This window comes from Saccharothrix ecbatanensis (genome assembly GCF_014205015.1).
GTDB classification, from domain to species: domain Bacteria; phylum Actinomycetota; class Actinomycetes; order Mycobacteriales; family Pseudonocardiaceae; genus Actinosynnema; species Actinosynnema ecbatanense.
The window spans coordinates 2,151,619-2,168,243 of sequence record NZ_JACHMO010000001.1 but is presented as its reverse complement, the minus strand read 5'-3'; the positions used below and the strand labels follow the sequence as shown (position 1 = coordinate 2,168,243).

General features: G+C 71.8%; 12 protein-coding genes. 6 read left to right on the top strand and 6 right to left on the bottom strand.

The window, feature by feature from the left end; all coding sequences use genetic code 11:
• Nucleotides 1-33: 33 nt before the first annotated feature.
• From F4560_RS09300 to F4560_RS09280, 5 genes are all read left to right on the top strand, one after another.
• Entirely contained in the window at nt 34-1,485 is a 1,452-nt protein-coding gene (locus tag F4560_RS09300) for a class I adenylate-forming enzyme family protein (RefSeq protein ID WP_184918641.1), read from the top strand.
• 151 nt (nt 1,486-1,636) lie between these two features.
• A complete protein-coding gene (locus tag F4560_RS09295; RefSeq protein WP_184918639.1) occupies nt 1,637-3,148 on the top strand; it encodes a S1 family peptidase in 1,512 nt (503 codons plus the stop codon).
• Entirely contained in the window at nt 3,145-5,349 is a 2,205-nt protein-coding gene (locus F4560_RS09290) for a serine/threonine-protein kinase (RefSeq protein ID WP_184918637.1), read from the top strand. Before F4560_RS09295 ends, F4560_RS09290 begins: the two co-directional genes overlap by 4 nt.
• A gap of 17 nt (nt 5,350-5,366) precedes the next feature.
• The gene (locus F4560_RS09285) at nt 5,367-6,797 is read left to right on the top strand and encodes a vWA domain-containing protein (RefSeq protein ID WP_184918635.1); all 1,431 of its coding nucleotides are present in this window, start codon (nt 5,367-5,369) and stop codon (nt 6,795-6,797) included.
• A 30-nt stretch (nt 6,798-6,827) separates the two neighbouring features.
• A complete protein-coding gene (locus tag F4560_RS09280) occupies nt 6,828-7,199 on the top strand; it encodes a CU044_2847 family protein (protein ID WP_184918633.1) in 372 nt (123 codons plus the stop codon).
• 45 nt (nt 7,200-7,244) lie between these two features.
• Here F4560_RS09280 and F4560_RS09275 read toward each other — a convergent pair whose 3' ends face one another.
• The 6 genes from F4560_RS09275 to F4560_RS09250 all read right to left on the bottom strand — a co-directional run bounded on the left by F4560_RS09275 (nt 7,245) and on the right by F4560_RS09250 (nt 15,950).
• Nucleotides 7,245-8,336 (bottom strand): transporter substrate-binding domain-containing protein, encoded by a 1,092-nt coding sequence (locus F4560_RS09275; protein ID WP_184918632.1) that lies wholly within the window; start codon nt 8,334-8,336, stop codon nt 7,245-7,247.
• Entirely contained in the window at nt 8,333-9,595 is a 1,263-nt protein-coding gene (locus F4560_RS09270; RefSeq protein WP_184918630.1) for a GlnX family signal transduction membrane protein, read from the bottom strand. Before F4560_RS09270 ends, F4560_RS09275 begins: the two co-directional genes overlap by 4 nt.
• A gap of 417 nt (nt 9,596-10,012) precedes the next feature.
• Complete coding sequence (locus F4560_RS09265; protein WP_184918628.1) at nt 10,013-12,109, bottom strand: amylo-alpha-1,6-glucosidase; 2,097 nt, start codon at nt 12,107-12,109, stop codon at nt 10,013-10,015.
• 7 nt (nt 12,110-12,116) lie between these two features.
• Entirely contained in the window at nt 12,117-13,136 is a 1,020-nt protein-coding gene (locus F4560_RS09260) for a glycosyltransferase family 4 protein (RefSeq protein ID WP_184918626.1), read from the bottom strand.
• Between the two features lie 280 nt (nt 13,137-13,416).
• Nucleotides 13,417-15,009 (bottom strand): MFS transporter, encoded by a 1,593-nt coding sequence (locus F4560_RS09255; RefSeq protein ID WP_184918624.1) that lies wholly within the window; start codon nt 15,007-15,009, stop codon nt 13,417-13,419.
• Nucleotides 15,009-15,950, bottom strand: a complete 942-nt coding sequence (locus F4560_RS09250) for an NAD-dependent epimerase/dehydratase family protein (RefSeq protein ID WP_184918622.1) — start codon at nt 15,948-15,950, stop codon at nt 15,009-15,011. The genes F4560_RS09255 and F4560_RS09250 overlap by 1 nt, the downstream gene beginning before the upstream one ends.
• 272 nt (nt 15,951-16,222) lie before the next feature.
• Here F4560_RS09250 and F4560_RS09245 point away from each other — a divergent pair, with 272 nt between their 5' ends.
• Entirely contained in the window at nt 16,223-16,609 is a 387-nt protein-coding gene (locus tag F4560_RS09245; protein ID WP_184918620.1) for a hypothetical protein, read from the top strand.
• The last annotated feature ends 16 nt before the right edge of the window (nt 16,610-16,625 follow it).

Here is a 16,625-nt window from a genome sequence, read left to right as displayed (position 1 = left end):
CGCCAAGCGGGCCGGAGCAGGGGGAACAGTGCGATGAACCTGGTCTACGCGATGCGCGCCGGAGCCGCCGCCGGCGGGTGGCTGGACCGCCCGGCCTACGAGGTCGACGGCGCTGTGCTGACCCACATCGACGTGTACGCCGGAGCGGCCCGCGTCGCCGGGGGGTTGGTCCGCGCGGGAGTGCAGGTCGGTGACCGGGTGGCGGTCGTGCTGGACGACGGGCCGGATTTCGTCCTGACGTTCCTGGCAGCCGTGCACCTCGGCGCGGTCGCGGTGCCGATCAACCCGCGCCTGCACCACGACGAGCGGCACCGGGTGCTCGGCCTCGCGCAGCCCGCGCTGGTCGTCTGCCGTCCGGGCGACCGGCGGTCGTTGAGCGGATTCCCCGTGACGGTGTTCGCCGAACTCGAAGGGGCACAACCGATCCCGCCCGCGCCGCGCGCCGCGGACCAACAGGCGTACGCGATGTTCACCTCGGGCACCACCGGCGTGCCCAGGCTGTGCCCGCAGCTGCACGGCGACGCGATCATCCACCACCGGACGTTCGCCGTGCCCGCGCTGGGTCTGGGACCCGACGACGTCGTCCACTCGGTCTCCAAGCTCTACTTCGCCTACGGCCTGGGCAACTCCCTGCTGTACCCGCTGATGAGCGGGAGCCGCGTGGTGCTGAACCCGAATCCTCCGCAGGTCGAGGACGTGCTGGCGATCGTGGCGAAGCACGACGTCACCGCCCTGTTCGCGGTGCCGACCTTCTACAGCAAGCTCGTCGCCCACCCCGACCGCGACCGGCTGGCCGGCCTCCGCATCGCCGCCGCCGGTGGCGAGGTGCTGGGGACGGCGCTGGAAGAACGGCTGATGGAGGTCCTGGGCGACCGGCTGCTCAACGGCATCGGCTCCACCGAGGTCGGTCAGGCGTTCACCCACAACACCCCCGGCGCACGGCGGGTGGGCACGGTCGGGCGCGCGCTGCCGCCGTTCGAAGTGCGTGTGGTGGACGACCAGAGCGACCCCGTGGAGCCGGACGAGGTGGGCCGGTTGCAGGTGCGCGGACCGACCATCACGGTCGGCGTCGGTGAGGACGGTGAGGCCGAGCGCACGCGGGACTGGTACGCCACCGGCGACCTGGCGTCGATCGACGCCGACGGGTTCATCCGCGTCAACGGCCGCTTGGACGACATCGAGAACGTCGGAGGGATCAAGGTGCATCCGTTGGAAGTGGAGCACCTCCTCGGGAGTCACCCGCTGGTGCGTGAAGTGGCGGCGTGCGCCGTGGCCGATGACGACGGGACGGTCCGGCTGCGCGCCTACGTCGTGCGGGTCGACTCGCCGGTCGGCGACGACGAGCTGGAGGACGACCTGACCGACCTCGCCCGTCGCCACCTCACGGCGTACAAGGTGCCGCGCCAAGTGGTGTTCGTGGAGTCCTTGCCGCGGACCGGATCGGGCAAGCTGCGCCGGTCCGTAGTGCGGGAGTGGAAGCCCTGACACCACACCGGCACTTGCCGCGAAACCGTGGATTTGTGCGACGTGGCCCGAATCGTGGCGCGCGTGCCCGTTTACGCCGAACGGGGTGGGGTTCGGCGTATCGGTGATCTTCTTCGCCACCCTGCTTTATCGTTCGGGAATGATGGCCGGTATGGGAGGCACCGGGCCGTTCGCCCACGGGGCCGAGGGGTGGCGGGTCCGGATTCGTGCCCGGAGCGGGGGCGAAGTGCTCGGCGCCGGTGTCCTGTTACCCCGCGGGCACGTTCTCACCTGCGCTCATGTCGCACTCGCCGCCACCGGCCTCGCCGTCGACCTGGTCGGCCTGCGCGGCTCCCCCACCGCCGACGCCCGCATCATCGCCTGCGTGTCGGCGCACGGCGAGGACCGCGGGGACGTCGCCCTCCTCAAGCTGGAGACCGACCCGCCGCCCGGAGCCGGTGCGATGCTCCACCGGACCGCCCTCACCTGGGACCGGCAGGTCCACGCCCTCGGCTACCCGAACGGCCATGGCCTCGACATCGGGGTCTGGGCCCGGATGACGGTCGCCGCGTGGGCCGGATCCGAATGGCTCCAGATGAACCGCCGTTCGGCGGGCGAGCAGCGCATCCGGGCCGGGTTCAGCGGGTCCGGCGTCGCCGACGACGCCACCGGGCACGTCCTCGGCATCGTGGTCAGCGAGTACACCGACGACGAAGCCGGGCTGTCGTGGATGCTGCCCGTCGCCGCCATCGAGGCGCACCTCCCGGTGATCTCCGAGTGGGTGCGCGGCGACAGCGGCATCGACCCGCTCTTCACGACGGCCCCCACTGACACCCGCGTGGCCGGACGCGTCCGAGAGGTGATGGACTGGCTCGGCCGCCGACAGGACGGCGCGGCCGTGCTGATCATCGTCGGGGACGAGTTGACCGACTTGCGGCAGGCCGTCGCACTGTCCAGCGCCGGCGGCTCCCCCGAGCCCGACCTCGCCCTGGACGTCGAAGGACTCACCGCCGAAGAGGTGTCACGGCGCATCGTGGACCGCGCCGGGCTCGCCGCACACACCTCCAGCACCGAACGCGTCCAAGCCGGCACCCCGCCCATGACCATCGTCGTGGACGGCATCGACCAGTCCGACGAGCCGCAGGCCCTGCTCCACGACGTGTTCAGGCCCATGGTCACCAGCGGCGCGCGGCTCGTCTTCGGCTTCCGCCAGAACGACTCCGAAGGCCTCGCCGCCGCGCGCACCCTGGCCCGGGACGCGGTCACCACCCGGCTCGACGGATTGACCGAACGCGTCACCGCGCTGCTTCGGGCCGACCCGGGCGGCAACGCCGGCAAGCTGCGCCTCAGCCTCACCGCCCTGCGCCGCGCCGCCGACGAGGACTGGGCGCTGGTCGCCGAACGGCTGCCCCGGTTCGACCACGCCGTCGCCCGAGCTGAACACGCGCGACACGCCGCGCGACAAGACGAGAGCACCAGGTCCGACCTGCGCGGCCTGCTGGACGCGTGGCAGGCGAAAGCGGGCGATGGCGGGCTCGTGGAGCACATCGGCACCGCCGTGGCCTACCGCAGGGCGCACGCGTTGCTGGTCGCCGACCCGTTCGACGAGGCAGCCGCCCGCGAGGCCGTGCGGACGTACCAGGACGCCGTGCGCCAGGCGTTGGCGAAAGGGGAACCGGGATGACCGCCTGCACCAGGCTGCGCTGCAACGGCACCATCGACGACACCGGCTACTGCGACGACTGCGGACGTCCGGCCGAGGCGCCGCGCAGCACCACGTCCACCGGGCCGAGCAGCCGCCGGTCGCGTGCCGGCGACGACCCGTGGTCGCTGCCCGTCTTCGACTTCCCCGACCCGACGAGCCGCATCCTCACCGACCCGCAGGTGCCGGTCCGGGTCCGGCGCTGCGCCAACCCCGACTGCCTCGACCCGACCGCCCTGCCCGACCAGGGCGTCGGGTTCTGCCTGGCGTGCGGCACCGCGTTCTCGTTCCTGCCCAGCCTGGAACCGGGTGACCTGGTCGCCGACCAGTACCGCGTCGTCGGCTGCTTCGCGCGCGGCGGGCTGGGCTGGATCTACCTGGCCAAGGACATCCACCTGGACGACAACCCGGTTGTCCTCAAAGGACTGATCGACGTCGCGGACGAGGACCTGGCCACCGCGGAACGGCAGGCCCTGACCACGATCGACCACCCGAACATCGTCCGCATCTTCAACTTCGTCAGCCACCCCGAGGCCCATACCGGCACGCCGCGCACGTACATCGTCATGGAGTACGTGGACGGCCTGGTGCTCAACGAAGTGGCCGACCGGTCCCGCCACGGCTCGCTGCCGCTGGGCGAGCCGCTGCGCACCGAGCACATCATCGCCGCCGGGCTCCAGATCCTGGCCGCGTTCGACTACCTGCACGAACGCGGGCTGCTCTACTGCGACCTCAAGCCGGACAACGTGATCGTCCGGTCGGGCCGGCACGGCGAGCGCGGCAACCGGATCAAGCTGATCGACCTCGGCGCGGTCCGGCGCCTCGGCGACCGGTCCGGCAAGATCGTCGGCGCGCACGGCTTCCAGGTGCCCGAGTCCGAGATCGCCGAACGCGGCCTCACCGTCCAGTCCGACCTGCACACGGTCGGCGAGCTGCTGCGCCAGCTCTACCTCGCCACCGCGGACCGCACCGGCCAGTACGGCATCGAGGACCGGCAACGCGTCGAGGTCGGCCTCGAATCGTTCCGCCGCGTCTACACCCGTGCCTTGGACCGGGACCCGGACCGCCGGTTCGCGTCCGCCGCCGACATGGCCGACCAGTTGCGCGGTGTGCTGCGCGAGGTCGCGTCGCTGCGTGACGGGCAGCCGCGGCCGGAGCCGTCGACCCTGTTCGTGCACACCGCCACGCTGCTGGACGACGGCCTCGGCGCCGTGCCGCCGTTGGACCGGTGGCTCGACGCCCCGCCGGACGACCTGCCGCTCGACCACGGCCGGCCCGCACCGGACGTGGTGGCCGTCGGCCTGCCCGTGCCGCGTGCCACCGCCGACGACCCGGCGGCCGACGTGCTGGCCGCCGCCGACGCCGAAGACCCCCACCGCCTGCTCGACCGGCTGGAGACGGAGGGCCTGCGCACCCCGGAGACCGCGTTCGTCCGGTGCCGGGCGGGCCTCGCCGCGCGCGACCTCCGTGCGGCGGCCCAAAGCCTGACCCAGGCGCGCGACCTGCTCGGCGGTGACGGCGACTGGCGGCTGCGGTGGCACGAAGGGCTCATCGCGCTGGCCGGCGAGGACGTCGAGCAGGCCAAGGCCTCGTTCGACGCGGTCTACGCGGAATTGCCCGGTGAGGACGCGCCGAAGCTCGCGCTGGCCTACTGCGAAGAGCACCAGGGCAAACTCGCCCAGGCCGAGGCGCTGTACGGCGCGGTGTGGCGGCGGGACCGGTCCGTCGTCAGCGCCGTGTTCGGCCTGGCACGGGTCCGGCTCGCGCGGTGCGACCGCATGGGCGCGGTGGCGACGCTGGACGAGACGCCGCCCGTGTCCCGGCACTACGACGCCGCGCACATCGCCGCCGTGCGCGTGCTCAGCGGCGTCCTCACCCGGTCCGGTGAGTCCGACCGCCCGGACGCCAACCACCTCGCCGCCGCCACGACCCGGCTGGCGCAGCTCTACCTCGACGGCGGCGCGGCCACCGGCCAGTCCCGCGTCCGGCTGGAGGCCGTGGTGCAGGAGGCGGAACTCGCCGCGGCCATGGCCGGCGACGACGTGCTCCGACACCAGGAGGAGCCGCTGCGGCTGCGGCTGGAACGGTCCTACCGGGCGCTGGCCCGGCAGGCCGACACCAGGGCCGAACGATCCCGGCTGGTCGACCTCGCGAACCGGTACCGGCCGGTGACGTTCCGATGACACACGAGGACGGGGAAATGGACAACGTGCCGGGCTTCACCCTGGCGGTCAGCCAGAACCGCTACCTGTCCACCGAGGACGACGAGATGCACGCCGTCCTCACCGTGACCGCCGAGGGCGTGACGGGCGCCGCCGCCGCGCCCGAGGTGGCCGAGGTGATCGCCATCGACTGCTCCGGCTCGATGGCGTACCCGCCGACGAAGCTCGCGGCGGCCCAACGGGCGACGAAGGCCGCGATCGACGCGTTGCGCGACGGCGCGCTGTTCGCGGTGGTCGAGGGCACGCACACCGCCCGGCTCGTCTACCCGAACGTGCGGCGCCTGGTCCCGGCGACGCCCGAGTCCCGACGGGCGGCGAAGAACGCGGTGAGCCGGTTGCGCGCCAACGGCGGCACCAACATGGGCGAGTGGCTGGAACTCGCCCGCCACCTGCTCTCCCCGCACCCGGCGGCCGTCCGGCACGTCATCATGCTCACCGACGGCCAGAACAGCGAGGTCGACCGCAAGATCGACATCGAGCTGGAGCGGTGCGGCCGGGTGTTCACCTGCGACTCCCGCGGCATCGGCGCGGACTGGGAGGCGCGCGAGCTGCTGCGCATCGCGGCGGCGCTGCACGGCACGGCCGACGCGATCCGGGATCCGGCCGACCTCGTCGCCGACTTCGAGTCCATGACGAAGACGGCGATGGACAAGATCGTCCCTGAGGCTCGGATCGTGGTGAAGGCCATGAACCGCTCAGAAGTGGACTTCCTGCGCCAGACCTTCCCCACCGAGGCCGCGCTCGTCGGCGACCCGCTCGACGCGCGCACGACCGCTTTCACCACCGGGTCGTGGGGCGCGGAGAACCGCGAGTTCCACCTGCGGCTCAAGGTCGACTCGTCGGACGCGGAGCTGGACAGCGACATGCGGGTCGCCCGCGTCGACCTGGAGATCCGGCGGGCGGGCGCGACGGACTTCGAGGCCGCGTGCCCACCCGTGAACGTCCTGGCGCAGTGGACGGCGGACCTGAAGCTGTCGAGCGTGCTGGACCCCAAGGTCGCGCACTACACCGACCAGGCCGAGCTGGGTCAGGCCGTGCTGGGCGGGTGCGAGGCCCACGACGCCGGCGACCTGGGGAAGGCCGCGTCCGAGTGGGGCCGCGCGGTCGCCCTCGCCACCGCGCTGGGCAACGACAAGGTGCTGGTCCGGCTGCTGCGGCTGGTCGACGTCGTCGGCGACCCGGCGGAAGGCGTGGTGCGGCTCAAGGACCGGCTCGCCGCCGTCGACCTGCTGTCCGCCGTGATGGGGTCGGTCGTGTCGAGCATGAGCCCCATGGCGACGCCTTCCCGTCCCACCTCCACCGCGCCGAAAGCCGCCGCGGCGGCCGACATCACCTGTCCGAACTGCGCGAAGACGTGGCCCTCCAACGCGCGGTTCTGCGGCGACTGCCGGACCGCGCTGACCGCGTGACGACCGAGAACACCTGAGGAGAACAACCCTGTGACCACGGAGCACCCGTACTCGGAGCTCGTCCGGTTCCCGCTGGCCGAAGGCGGCTCGATCCTGGTCGAGGTGGACGAGCAGCCGGGCGTCTCCCGCGCCGGCCGAACGTCGACGCGGGTCCTGCAGGAAGCACGCGACACGTTCGAGCAGGCCGTCGCCGGAGTCCGGGACGCCGCCGCGGCGGCCCTCGCCCAGTTCACGTCGATGACCCGCGCGCCCGACGAGGTCGAGCTGAAGTTCGGGCTCAAGCTGGACGCCGAGGCCGGCGCGGTGATCGCCCGCACCGGCATCCAGGGCCAGTTCGAGGTCAAGCTCCGGTGGCGCCGCGACGGCCTGCCCGTGGAGGAGGAGACCGTCGAGGAGCCGTAGGCGGTGTTTCGGAAGTCCCTGTTCGACGAGACTCCCCGAAACAAGTCAGTCGACGTAGGGGACGCGCGGCAGGGGCGGTTGCGGACCGGGATCGTCCAGCCCCGCCGCCCGCACCTCGTCCACGAACCACCTGTCCCGTGAGGCGACCAGGGTGCCGTCGTCGCGCATCTCGTCCAGCACGCCGTTCACGAACCGGACCAGGTCCGGGTGTTCGTTGCTCATCGCGATGCCCGCCTCGCCGCCGCCTTGGCCGCGCAAGTGCACCAACCTGGTGCCGGGGTCTTGGAGCTGCAAGCCCTGGAGGATCGGGAAGTCGGTGTAGACGGCCTCCACGAGACCGCGTTGCAGCAGCATCAGGCACTCACTGGAGTCCGGCACCGACACCGGCTCGATCCCGATGCCCTGCTCTTGCGCCCGCTTCAGGTCGGCGATGCTCGTCGTGCCCGACGCGGCGCACACCTTCTTCCCGGTCAGGTCCGCCAACGTGGCCCGCGGCTCCGCGCCCAAGCGGCTGAGGATGCCCGCGTTCGTGGTCAGGTAGGGCGTGGAGTACATCACGTCGTGGTTGGCCACCCGGTCGCACGTGAGCGTCACGTCGGCGACGACCATGTCGACCTCCGGCACCTCCGCCAACCTCGGGTCCCGGCCCCGCTCCTCGATGTTCTTACCGGTGTCCAGCGCCAGCAACCGGCTGCCGGTCGGCAGCGTCACCAGGCGCAGCCGCCGGTCGTCGACCGCGAGCTCCGCGCCGAAAAGCTCCGCCGCGACCCGGTTGATGATGTCGACCTCGTAGCCCTCCATCCGCCCGGTCGCCTGGTTGCGGCTGCTCAGCAGCGGTGTGGTCTGGCTGACACCCACCACGAGCCCGTTCGTGCGGATCTTCTCCAACGTCGCGCCGGTGGGCCGGCCGGACGCGTCACGCGCCAGGCCCGCCGGGTTGAGGGTGATCCGCGGGTTGTACCGGTCCTTGCTGGACGGGGTCTCGCAGTCCGGGACCCTGGACGCCGGCAACCCGGTCGGGGAGTAGCCGTCGGGCAGCACGAGCGGCGCGGTGCTCTCCTTCGCCGGCGCGGCATCCTGGCCCGAACACCCCGCGACCAGCAGGACGAGGGCCGCGACGGCGGCGCGCGCCCTCATCGGTAGTACTCCGCGATCCGGGGCCACAACCCGGCCGCCGCCGCGACCGCCGCACCGATCGCCAACAGGGCGAAGACGACGTGCAACCCGTCGAGCGCTTCGCGGGCGGCATCCGTGGACTCGGCGGACCTCTTGGTGTAACCGGTGATCGCGTCCGTGAGGTGATCGTCCACCTGTTCGGCGAAGGACTTCGTATCATCCGCCGGCGGGGTCACCAGGGCGACGGTCTCGGGGTACGTCAACGGCGGGTCCTTTTTATTGATCAACGGGGTGTCGGCCTCCGTCCACGACTTCAACGCCTCGACCGCCTGGTCGACCCGCTCCCGGTCGGGTCCGGACCCAGCGTGCTTTTTGGCGTCCTCGATCAGCGTGCCGATCGTCCCCAGGTCCGTCTCCAGCGCCGTCTTGTCGCCGAGTGCCGGGTAGATCAGCATGCGCGCCTCGTTGCCGTCGGCGGACCGGCCGACGTTGCGCGCCTTCGCCAGGAGCGCCACCACTTTCTCCCGTGTCACGATGCTGTCCTCCGCGTTGGCCGCCGAGATGATCAGCGCGATCGGTAACCAGAGCAGGGCGATCAGCGTCAGCGCGGTCGCCGCCAGCAGGCCGATGTTGACCTTGCGCCGGGTCCGCGCGAACAGGAACCGCTGCGACCGGTAGAGGATGATGAGCACGACCACACCCAGCGCGTAGGTGAACCAGGCGTGCTCGGACGCGTTGCGCTGCGCTTCGGTGAGGGCTTTGATCTGCTCGCGGTGCAGTTCGTCGGCGTCCTTGAGGATCGTGCCGCGCACCAGGAACGACGCCTGCGAGAGGTAGGACGTGGCAACGGGCTGGTTGTTGCGGCTGGCGGTCCAGCCGGCCTCGACCAGCTGGACGTACTGGGGCACCAGCGCGGTCACCCTGCGGACCCGTTCGGCGGAGCTGCCGCCGGCATCCCGTGACGCGGCCTCCCGCAGCGCGTTCACGCCGTTGAAGACGTCGTCGCGGAACCTCTGCTGGAGCCTGGGCGAGCGCTGTTCGTCCACCAGGACGACGTCGAGCGAGGTCGCGTCCGCGTCGGCGAACGTCCGGTAGATGTCGAGGGCGGCGGTCGTGAGCGCGCCCCGCCGGTCGACCGCGTCGTCCAGCAGCGCCTGCCGGTCACGCAGGACCGTCATCCCGACGAGGCCGAACACGATCGCCGACAGCGCGGTCAGCGCCGCGATCTGCGCCAGTCTGCCTTCGGTGCGCCGGAGATAGGCGCCGAAACGTTTACGCACCAACGCCACCCCTCGAAACACCTCCGCAGAAATGCGGTTCGCGGCTGCGACCCCCTCGTTGATCTACGAGTCAAGCACAGCGATTACGCGGTGTCGCCGGAATCGATGAACCTGTGACCGATCGCCGCCCATCCCCTCCCCCACTTTCGGGTAAAAGGAGTAGCGGAAGGCGGTCACCGCCGAATTCCCAGTTGAGGGGTCCTCGTTCGGGAGGTGGTCGAGGATGGTCCGCGGATGGCGCGCGTTCGGCACGGGGGGGGTGGCGGCGCTCGTGCTCCTGAGAGCTGCCGGGTCAACGTCGAGGCATCGGCGTGTCCCGCAACGAGTTCCCGGGACCACCGCGAACACGCTCCTGACAACGACTCCGTCCGTATCCAATTCCTGCCCGGATAGGGCGGCGTCCGTGCCCGGACCGCGTCAAGGGCCGGTGACCACCAAGTGCTCGGGCAGGCCCTGCACGTCCCACCCGTCTTCACGCACGTCGATGCACAGCCGGTACTCCGCCAGCGGCAGGTTCTCGATCTTGAGCGGCACCAGGCGGTCCGGCACGACCGGGGCGACCATCACCTTCCCCGACGGCAGGTCCGGCTGGAAGCGCAGCAGAGTGCGGGTCAGCAGGATCGGCGCGGCGGCGGCCCAGGCCTGCGGGGAGCAGGAGGTCGGGTACGGGACCGGCGACGGGAACTCGACACGGTCGAAGCCGCAGAACAGTTCCGGCAGTCGGCCGCCGAACCGCCGGGCCGCGTCGAGGACGCCCATCGCCACCTGCTGGGCCTCCGCGACGAACCCGTACCGCATCAGCCCCGCCGCCGCGATCGCGGAGTCGTGCGGCCAGACCGAGCCGTTGTGGTAGCTCATCGGGTTGTACGCGCCCATGGTGTCGGCGAGCGTGCGGATGCCGAAACCGGACCACATCGGGGGGCTGAGCAGGTGCTCCGCGACCGCGCCGGCCTTGTCGTCGTCCACGATCCCGCACCACAGGCAGTGCCCCATGTTCGACGTCAACGAGTCGACCGGTCGTTTCTCCGCGTCCAGCGCCAACGCGAACCACCCCCGCTCGGGCAGCCAGAACCGCTCGTTGAAGGCGGCCTTGAGCTCGGCGGCTTTGCGCCGGTACTCCGCCGCGGTGCGCTGGTCGCCGGACGCCACCGCGATCTCGGCACGCGCCGTGTAGGCGGCATACACGTACGCCTGGACCTCGGCCAGCGCGATCGGCGGCTCCGCCATCCGGCCGTCGGCGAAGTTGACCCCGTCGAACGAGTCCTTCCACCCCTGGTTGAGCAGTCCCCGGTCGGTGGCCCGCTGGTACTCCACGAACCCGTCGCCGTCGCGGTCGCCGAAGTCGCGGATCCACGCCAGCGCCCGATCGGCGACGGGCAGCAGCGACGCGAGTTCGGCCGGCGGCAGACCCCACCGGTGCAGCTCGCCCAGCAGGCCCACGAACAACGGGGTGGCGTCGGCCGTGCCGTAGTACGCGCTGCCGCCGCCGAGCGCCAAGGCCGCCGCCCGGCCGAGTCGGACCTCGTGCAGGATCCGGCCCGGCTGCTCCTCGGTCAGCGGATCGACCTTCACCCCCTGGTGGTCGGCCAGGGTCTGCAACGTGCCGAGCGCGAGCCGCTGGTCCAGCGGCAGCGCCATCCAGCTGGTCAGCAGCGAGTCGCGGCCGAACAGGGCCATGAACCACGGCGCGCCCGCGGCGACCACCCGTCGTTCCGAGTGCCGCGGGTCGTGGATCTGCAACGCGCCCAGGTCGGACGCGCTCGTGGCGAGCGTGGTGACCAGGCCGGACGCGCCGGTGGTGATCTGCGGCGTGGCCATGCGCCACGCGTGGAGCCGGCACTCCGGCGACTTTTCGTCGTGCTCCTCGTGCCCGGTCACGCCGCCGACCGCGGCCTGCACCACCAGCGACACCGACCACTCGCCACGCGGCGGCACCATCGCGTGGAACGTCAGCTGCCGCGGCACCACGTCCGGTTCGCCGTCGGCGGTCACCGTCACCGTCTGGCACTGTTCCGCGCCGGGGCAGAGGAACGTGAGGCCGTCGCTGCCGGCCGCGGCCTCCACGCCGTGGTGTGTCCGCGCCCTGCCCTCCTTGACCTCGAACAGGTCCGCGAAATCGGCTTCCACCAGCACGGCCACCGTCAGCACCGCGGTCTCGTCCGCGAGGTTGCGCAGCACGACCTGCTCCCGCATCCCGGCCCCGACCTGACGGCGGCGCAGCACCAGGACCGTGCTGTCGGCCAGGCCACTGTGCGGCCTGACCCGCCCCACGAACGTCGCCGCGTAGGGCGCGCCGTCGATGGTGCTCAACGGCTCCACCGGCGTGCCGTCCAGGTGCAGCTGCCAGCCGGACAGGACCCGGGTGTCCGACACGAACAGCCCGTGCGGCCGACCGGGGATGATGTCGCCGTCGATCGAGGACTGGCAGAACGTCGAACCCTCGACGAGGGTGGTGGAGCCGTTCCCGTTCCCGGTGACGGGCGGGGCGGCGCCGGAGGTCCATGCGGTGGTCATCGCGTCATCACCCGGCACAGCGCACTCGTTCGTACAGGCGGATGTGGTCGGCCACCATCCGCTCGGTCGAGAAGTACTCCGAGACCGCCGCACGGCAGTCCCGCCGGCGCAGCCGGTCCACCTCGCCGACCGCCGCGATGAGCTCGGCGTGGTCGGCGCAGACGAAACCGGTCACACCGTGCTCCACGATCTCCGGCGCCGACCCGATGGCGTAGGTGAGCACCGGCGTGCCGCAGGCCAGCGCCTCGATCATCACCAGCCCGAACGGCTCGGCCCAGTGGATCGGGTTGAGCAGTGCCTGCGCGTCGGCGAGGAGTCGGAGCTTCTGGTCCATGTCCGCTTCGCCGACGTACTCGATGTCGCCGCCCAGCAGCGGTTCGACCTGCTCGTGGAAGTACGCGCGCTCGGTGACCTCACGCATCTTCGCCGCGATCTTGAGCGGTCGGCGGCAGGCTCGGGCGATCTGGGCAGCCTCCCGCGCCCCCTTGTCGGGTGTCATCCGACCGAGGAACAGCAGGTACCCACCGTCACCCTGTCCGGAGGGGAACCGCTCCGGGTCCACCCCGTGGTGGATCACCGCGTCGACGTGGACCTCCGGGGCGCGGGCGGCCTGGTCACGTGAGATCGCGACCAGCGGCAGCCGGCTGCCGTAGAAGCCGTAGACGTGCCGCAGGTCCCCGTAGATCGGGCCGTGGCACGTGGCGACGACGTGGTCCCGCCCTTGCGCCACTGCCCACAACGGACCGAAGAGCGTGTGGTCGTGGATGACGTCCCGGTCGGCGAAGCCTTCGTACGCCCACGCCGCGTGGCTGAGCCCCACCTCGTCGGCTCCGATCCGGTCACCGGCGGCGTGCTCGTGGACGAACCGCGTCGCCACCGGGACCTCGCTCTCGCCGACGGTGAACACGACCACGTCGTGCCCCGCCTTGGTGAGCCCGCGGGCGAGGCAGTCGACCACCACTTCGATACCGCCGTAGGACGGTGGCGGAACGGGGATCCACGGCGGCGCCAGCAGACCGACCTTCACCGGACCGCTCCGACCGCCATTTTCACCCGATGGAGTGGTGCCGCGGGAACGCATTCGAAGGGGCTCTCCGTCACGCGAACGAATCGGGTCGACTCCGAGTGCTGCGCCCGACGCTGGGCCGAGGAGTTCGTCATGACACGTCTGCTTCCGCCCGCCGCGTCCACTGTGGAGTACGCGGTCATCGGCCGAGGTACCCCGCACCCGCGCGCTGACACGCAAGAGGCCCCGGAGGCAACCGATCAGGGCACCCCCTTCACAGAGCGTCCTTTGTGAAGTTCCTTCAGGACCGTGGGATGAGGATGAGGTGGCGGACCTGCGGCTCCTCGCCGTCGACGACCATGCCGCGGGCGCGGGCTTCGAGTTCGCGGTCGAGCACCGTGCCCCGTTCGTCGTGCTGCCGCAGGTGCTCGTGCCAGGTCCGGACGATGAACGTCTCCAGGAACAGCGTCGGGTCCTCCACGTCCTGGAACAGCGCCCACCAGGTCGCGCCGGTGCGCCGACGTGCCCGACCGACCTTGCGCATCGCCCGGACGAAGGCCTCGGCGTTGTCCGGCGGCACCGGCCACTCCGCGATCACGAGCACCGGCCCGGCGTCGGCGTCCGGTTCGAGCCTGGTCACCGGTTCGGGCCAGTGCGTCACCTGCGACACGTCGAGCTCCGCCTCCGTCAGCGGCAGCGCCCACACGCTGAACGCGGTCACGACCACCAGCGCCGCGGCCGGGATCACGAAGGCGGCGCGGAGGCTCACCACGTCGGCGACCACGCCCCAGCCGATCGCGCCCAACGCCTGCCCGCCCATGAACACCAGCTGGAAGTACGCCAAGGCCCGTGCCCTCGTCCACGCGGGCAGCAGCACCTGCGCGCTCGCGGCGAGCGTCGACTGCACCGCGATCCACGCCGTCCCGGCCAGCACCAGCGCGCCGACCGCCATCGGCACGTCTTCGACCAGGCCGACGACCAGCACCGCGATGGCGTAGCCGAACATGCCGCCGGTGACCACCACGTTCGCCCCGACGAGCGCGCGGACGCGGGGCACCAGGAACGCGCCGCCCACCGCGCCCAGCCCCACGCTGCCGAGCAGCAGCCCGTAGCCGTCCGGGCCCAGCCGCAGCGGTCCCCTCGCGATGGCGGGCAGCAGTGCCCACAGGCCGCCGGCGAACGTCATGAACAGCGCCGAGCGGGCCAGCACCGTGGCGAACCTCGGCGCGCTGCGCACGTAACGCACACCGGCGCGGATCGCGGCCCGCACGCGCTCCACGCCGAGCGGTCGGTGGTCCGGCGGGCGGTCCCACCGGTAGAGCACCACGAGCACGCCGAGGAACGACAGCGTGTTGAACGCGAAGGTGGCGGCCGGTCCGATGGCCGCGATCAGCACGCCGCCCAGTGCCGGGCCGACCGCGCGGGCGACGTTCGCGTTGGCGCCGTTGAGCAGCGCCGCCTGCGGTATCTCGTCGCGGGTGACCAGCTCGGGCTGGATCGCCTGGAACGACGGCACGCACAGGGCCTGCCCGATGCCCATCAGCGCGATCATCAGCAGCAGGAGGACCGGCGTGGTCAGCTCACCGGCCGTCAGCCCCGCCAGGCCACCCGCGCCGAGCAGCATCATCAGCTGACCGGTCAGCAGGAGGCGGCGGCGGTCGAAGATGTCGCCGAGGGCGCCGGCGGGCACCACCAACAGGAAGACCGGCAGCGTGGTGGCCGCCTGCACCAGGGCGACGGCGAACTCGCTGCCGGTGAGGTCGCCCATCAGCCACTGGGCGCCCACCGTCTGCGCCCACGTGCCCATGTTCGCGACGAACTGCGCCATCCACAGCGAGCGGAACTCGGGTCGCCGCAACGGCGCCCACGCGCCGGCGCCGGTGGCCGTCCGCATCAGCGGATCGCGCGCAGCCCGCGGTGCACGCCGGTGTCCTCCCGGTCCAGCCTCTCCCGCACTTCCGGCAGCAGGTGACCGTCGTCGTCCAGCCAGTCACGCCGGTGGCGCACGGGTTTCCAGCCGAACAGGCGGGCCGCCTTCGCGCACGAGATGCCCGAGGCGTCCACCCGCGCCACCGGCCGCAACTCGACCTCGTCACCGAAGTGGCGGCGCACGAGGTCGTGCAACGGCAGGTTGGCCACGTTGTCCGCCGCCGCGGCGTAGACCACCTCGTGGCCCGGCGTGTCGGCGGTGGCGGCCGCCTCGATGAGGTCCGCGACGTCGTAGACCACAACGTACGACCAGAACGACGCGCTGGTGTCCGAGCCGCGGGCGCGCACGACCGGGCCGATGTTGCGCTCGATGTTGCCCTCCCACTGGATCCACGTCGGACGGATGGAGACGGCGGTGAGGTCGCTGCGCGCGGTGACGGCGTCCATGAGCTCTTCACCGACCCGTTTGGACAGCGCGTACGGGTCCTGCGGGCGGACCCGGTGTTCCTCGTCGATGGGCGCGTAGTCGGCGTGGAAGTAGCGCTTGGGGAAGGAGAACCCGGGCACGGTCTCGCTGGAGATGAAGACGAACCGCCGCGCGCCCGCCCGTTCGGCGGCCTCTACCAGGTGGTACGTCGACATCACGTTGTTCTGGAAGATCACCTGCGACGGGTGGTGCTTGGGACTGGGCACCGCGGCGGCGTGCACGACGGCGTCGTGGCCCGGCACGATGGCCGCGACCTGGCCCGCGTCGGCGAGGTCGGCCTGGAAGTAGGCGGCGTCCAGGGAGCGGTCGTGCACCGGTGGCGCGAGGTCGACCCCGGTCACCTCGTGCCCGCTCCGCACCAGCTTCTCGACCGTCGCCGCGCCCAGCTTGCCGTGGGCACCCGTGACCAGCACTCGCATCCGAATCCTCCTCATGAGGGAGCGCGACGCCTGCCCGTTGGGCCTGGGTATCCCGCCCCGACCGCGCTAACCGCCGGCGGACGCCCTCCCCCTGGAACGGTGACAGCCCTCGTGGCGACCAAACCCGACAATCACCCACCGTCATCACTGACGCACGGGGAGGGTCGACTGCCTGGAGCGGGAATGGTGCGGTTGACCGCGGTCGACCCGGGTATCCGACGCCCACGCCAAGCAGTCCGAGTCGTGGGCCGACGGCGGAGGCGGTGATCGGGATGGAACCGGAGCGTGCCGACACGTCAGTGCGCGAAGGCGGTCCGCCGGGCGCGGACGCGCGTGGCGAGCAGTCGATCCGGGAAGTCGCGGACCTGGCGGACCAGGCGATCCAGAAGGCGTTGCGCGTGACCACGTCCGCGTCGGCCAAGGCCCCTTTGCCGGAGGACGCCGAGGTGTACGCGCAGAGTGCTCGGGACGACCTCCTGGAGTTCCTCGACGTCGGTGTGCGGGCGGGCGACCGGTCCCTGCTCCAGCAGGCACACGCCTGCGCCAGGGCGGCGTGCGAGCACCTTGCGTTCGGTGAGCTGTTGGAGGCCCGCACGTTGTTGACGGCGGCGAGCAGGCAGCTGGCGCTGGTGCGGTCCGTGCCACCTCAAGGAGCGTGAACGGGCTCAGGATCGT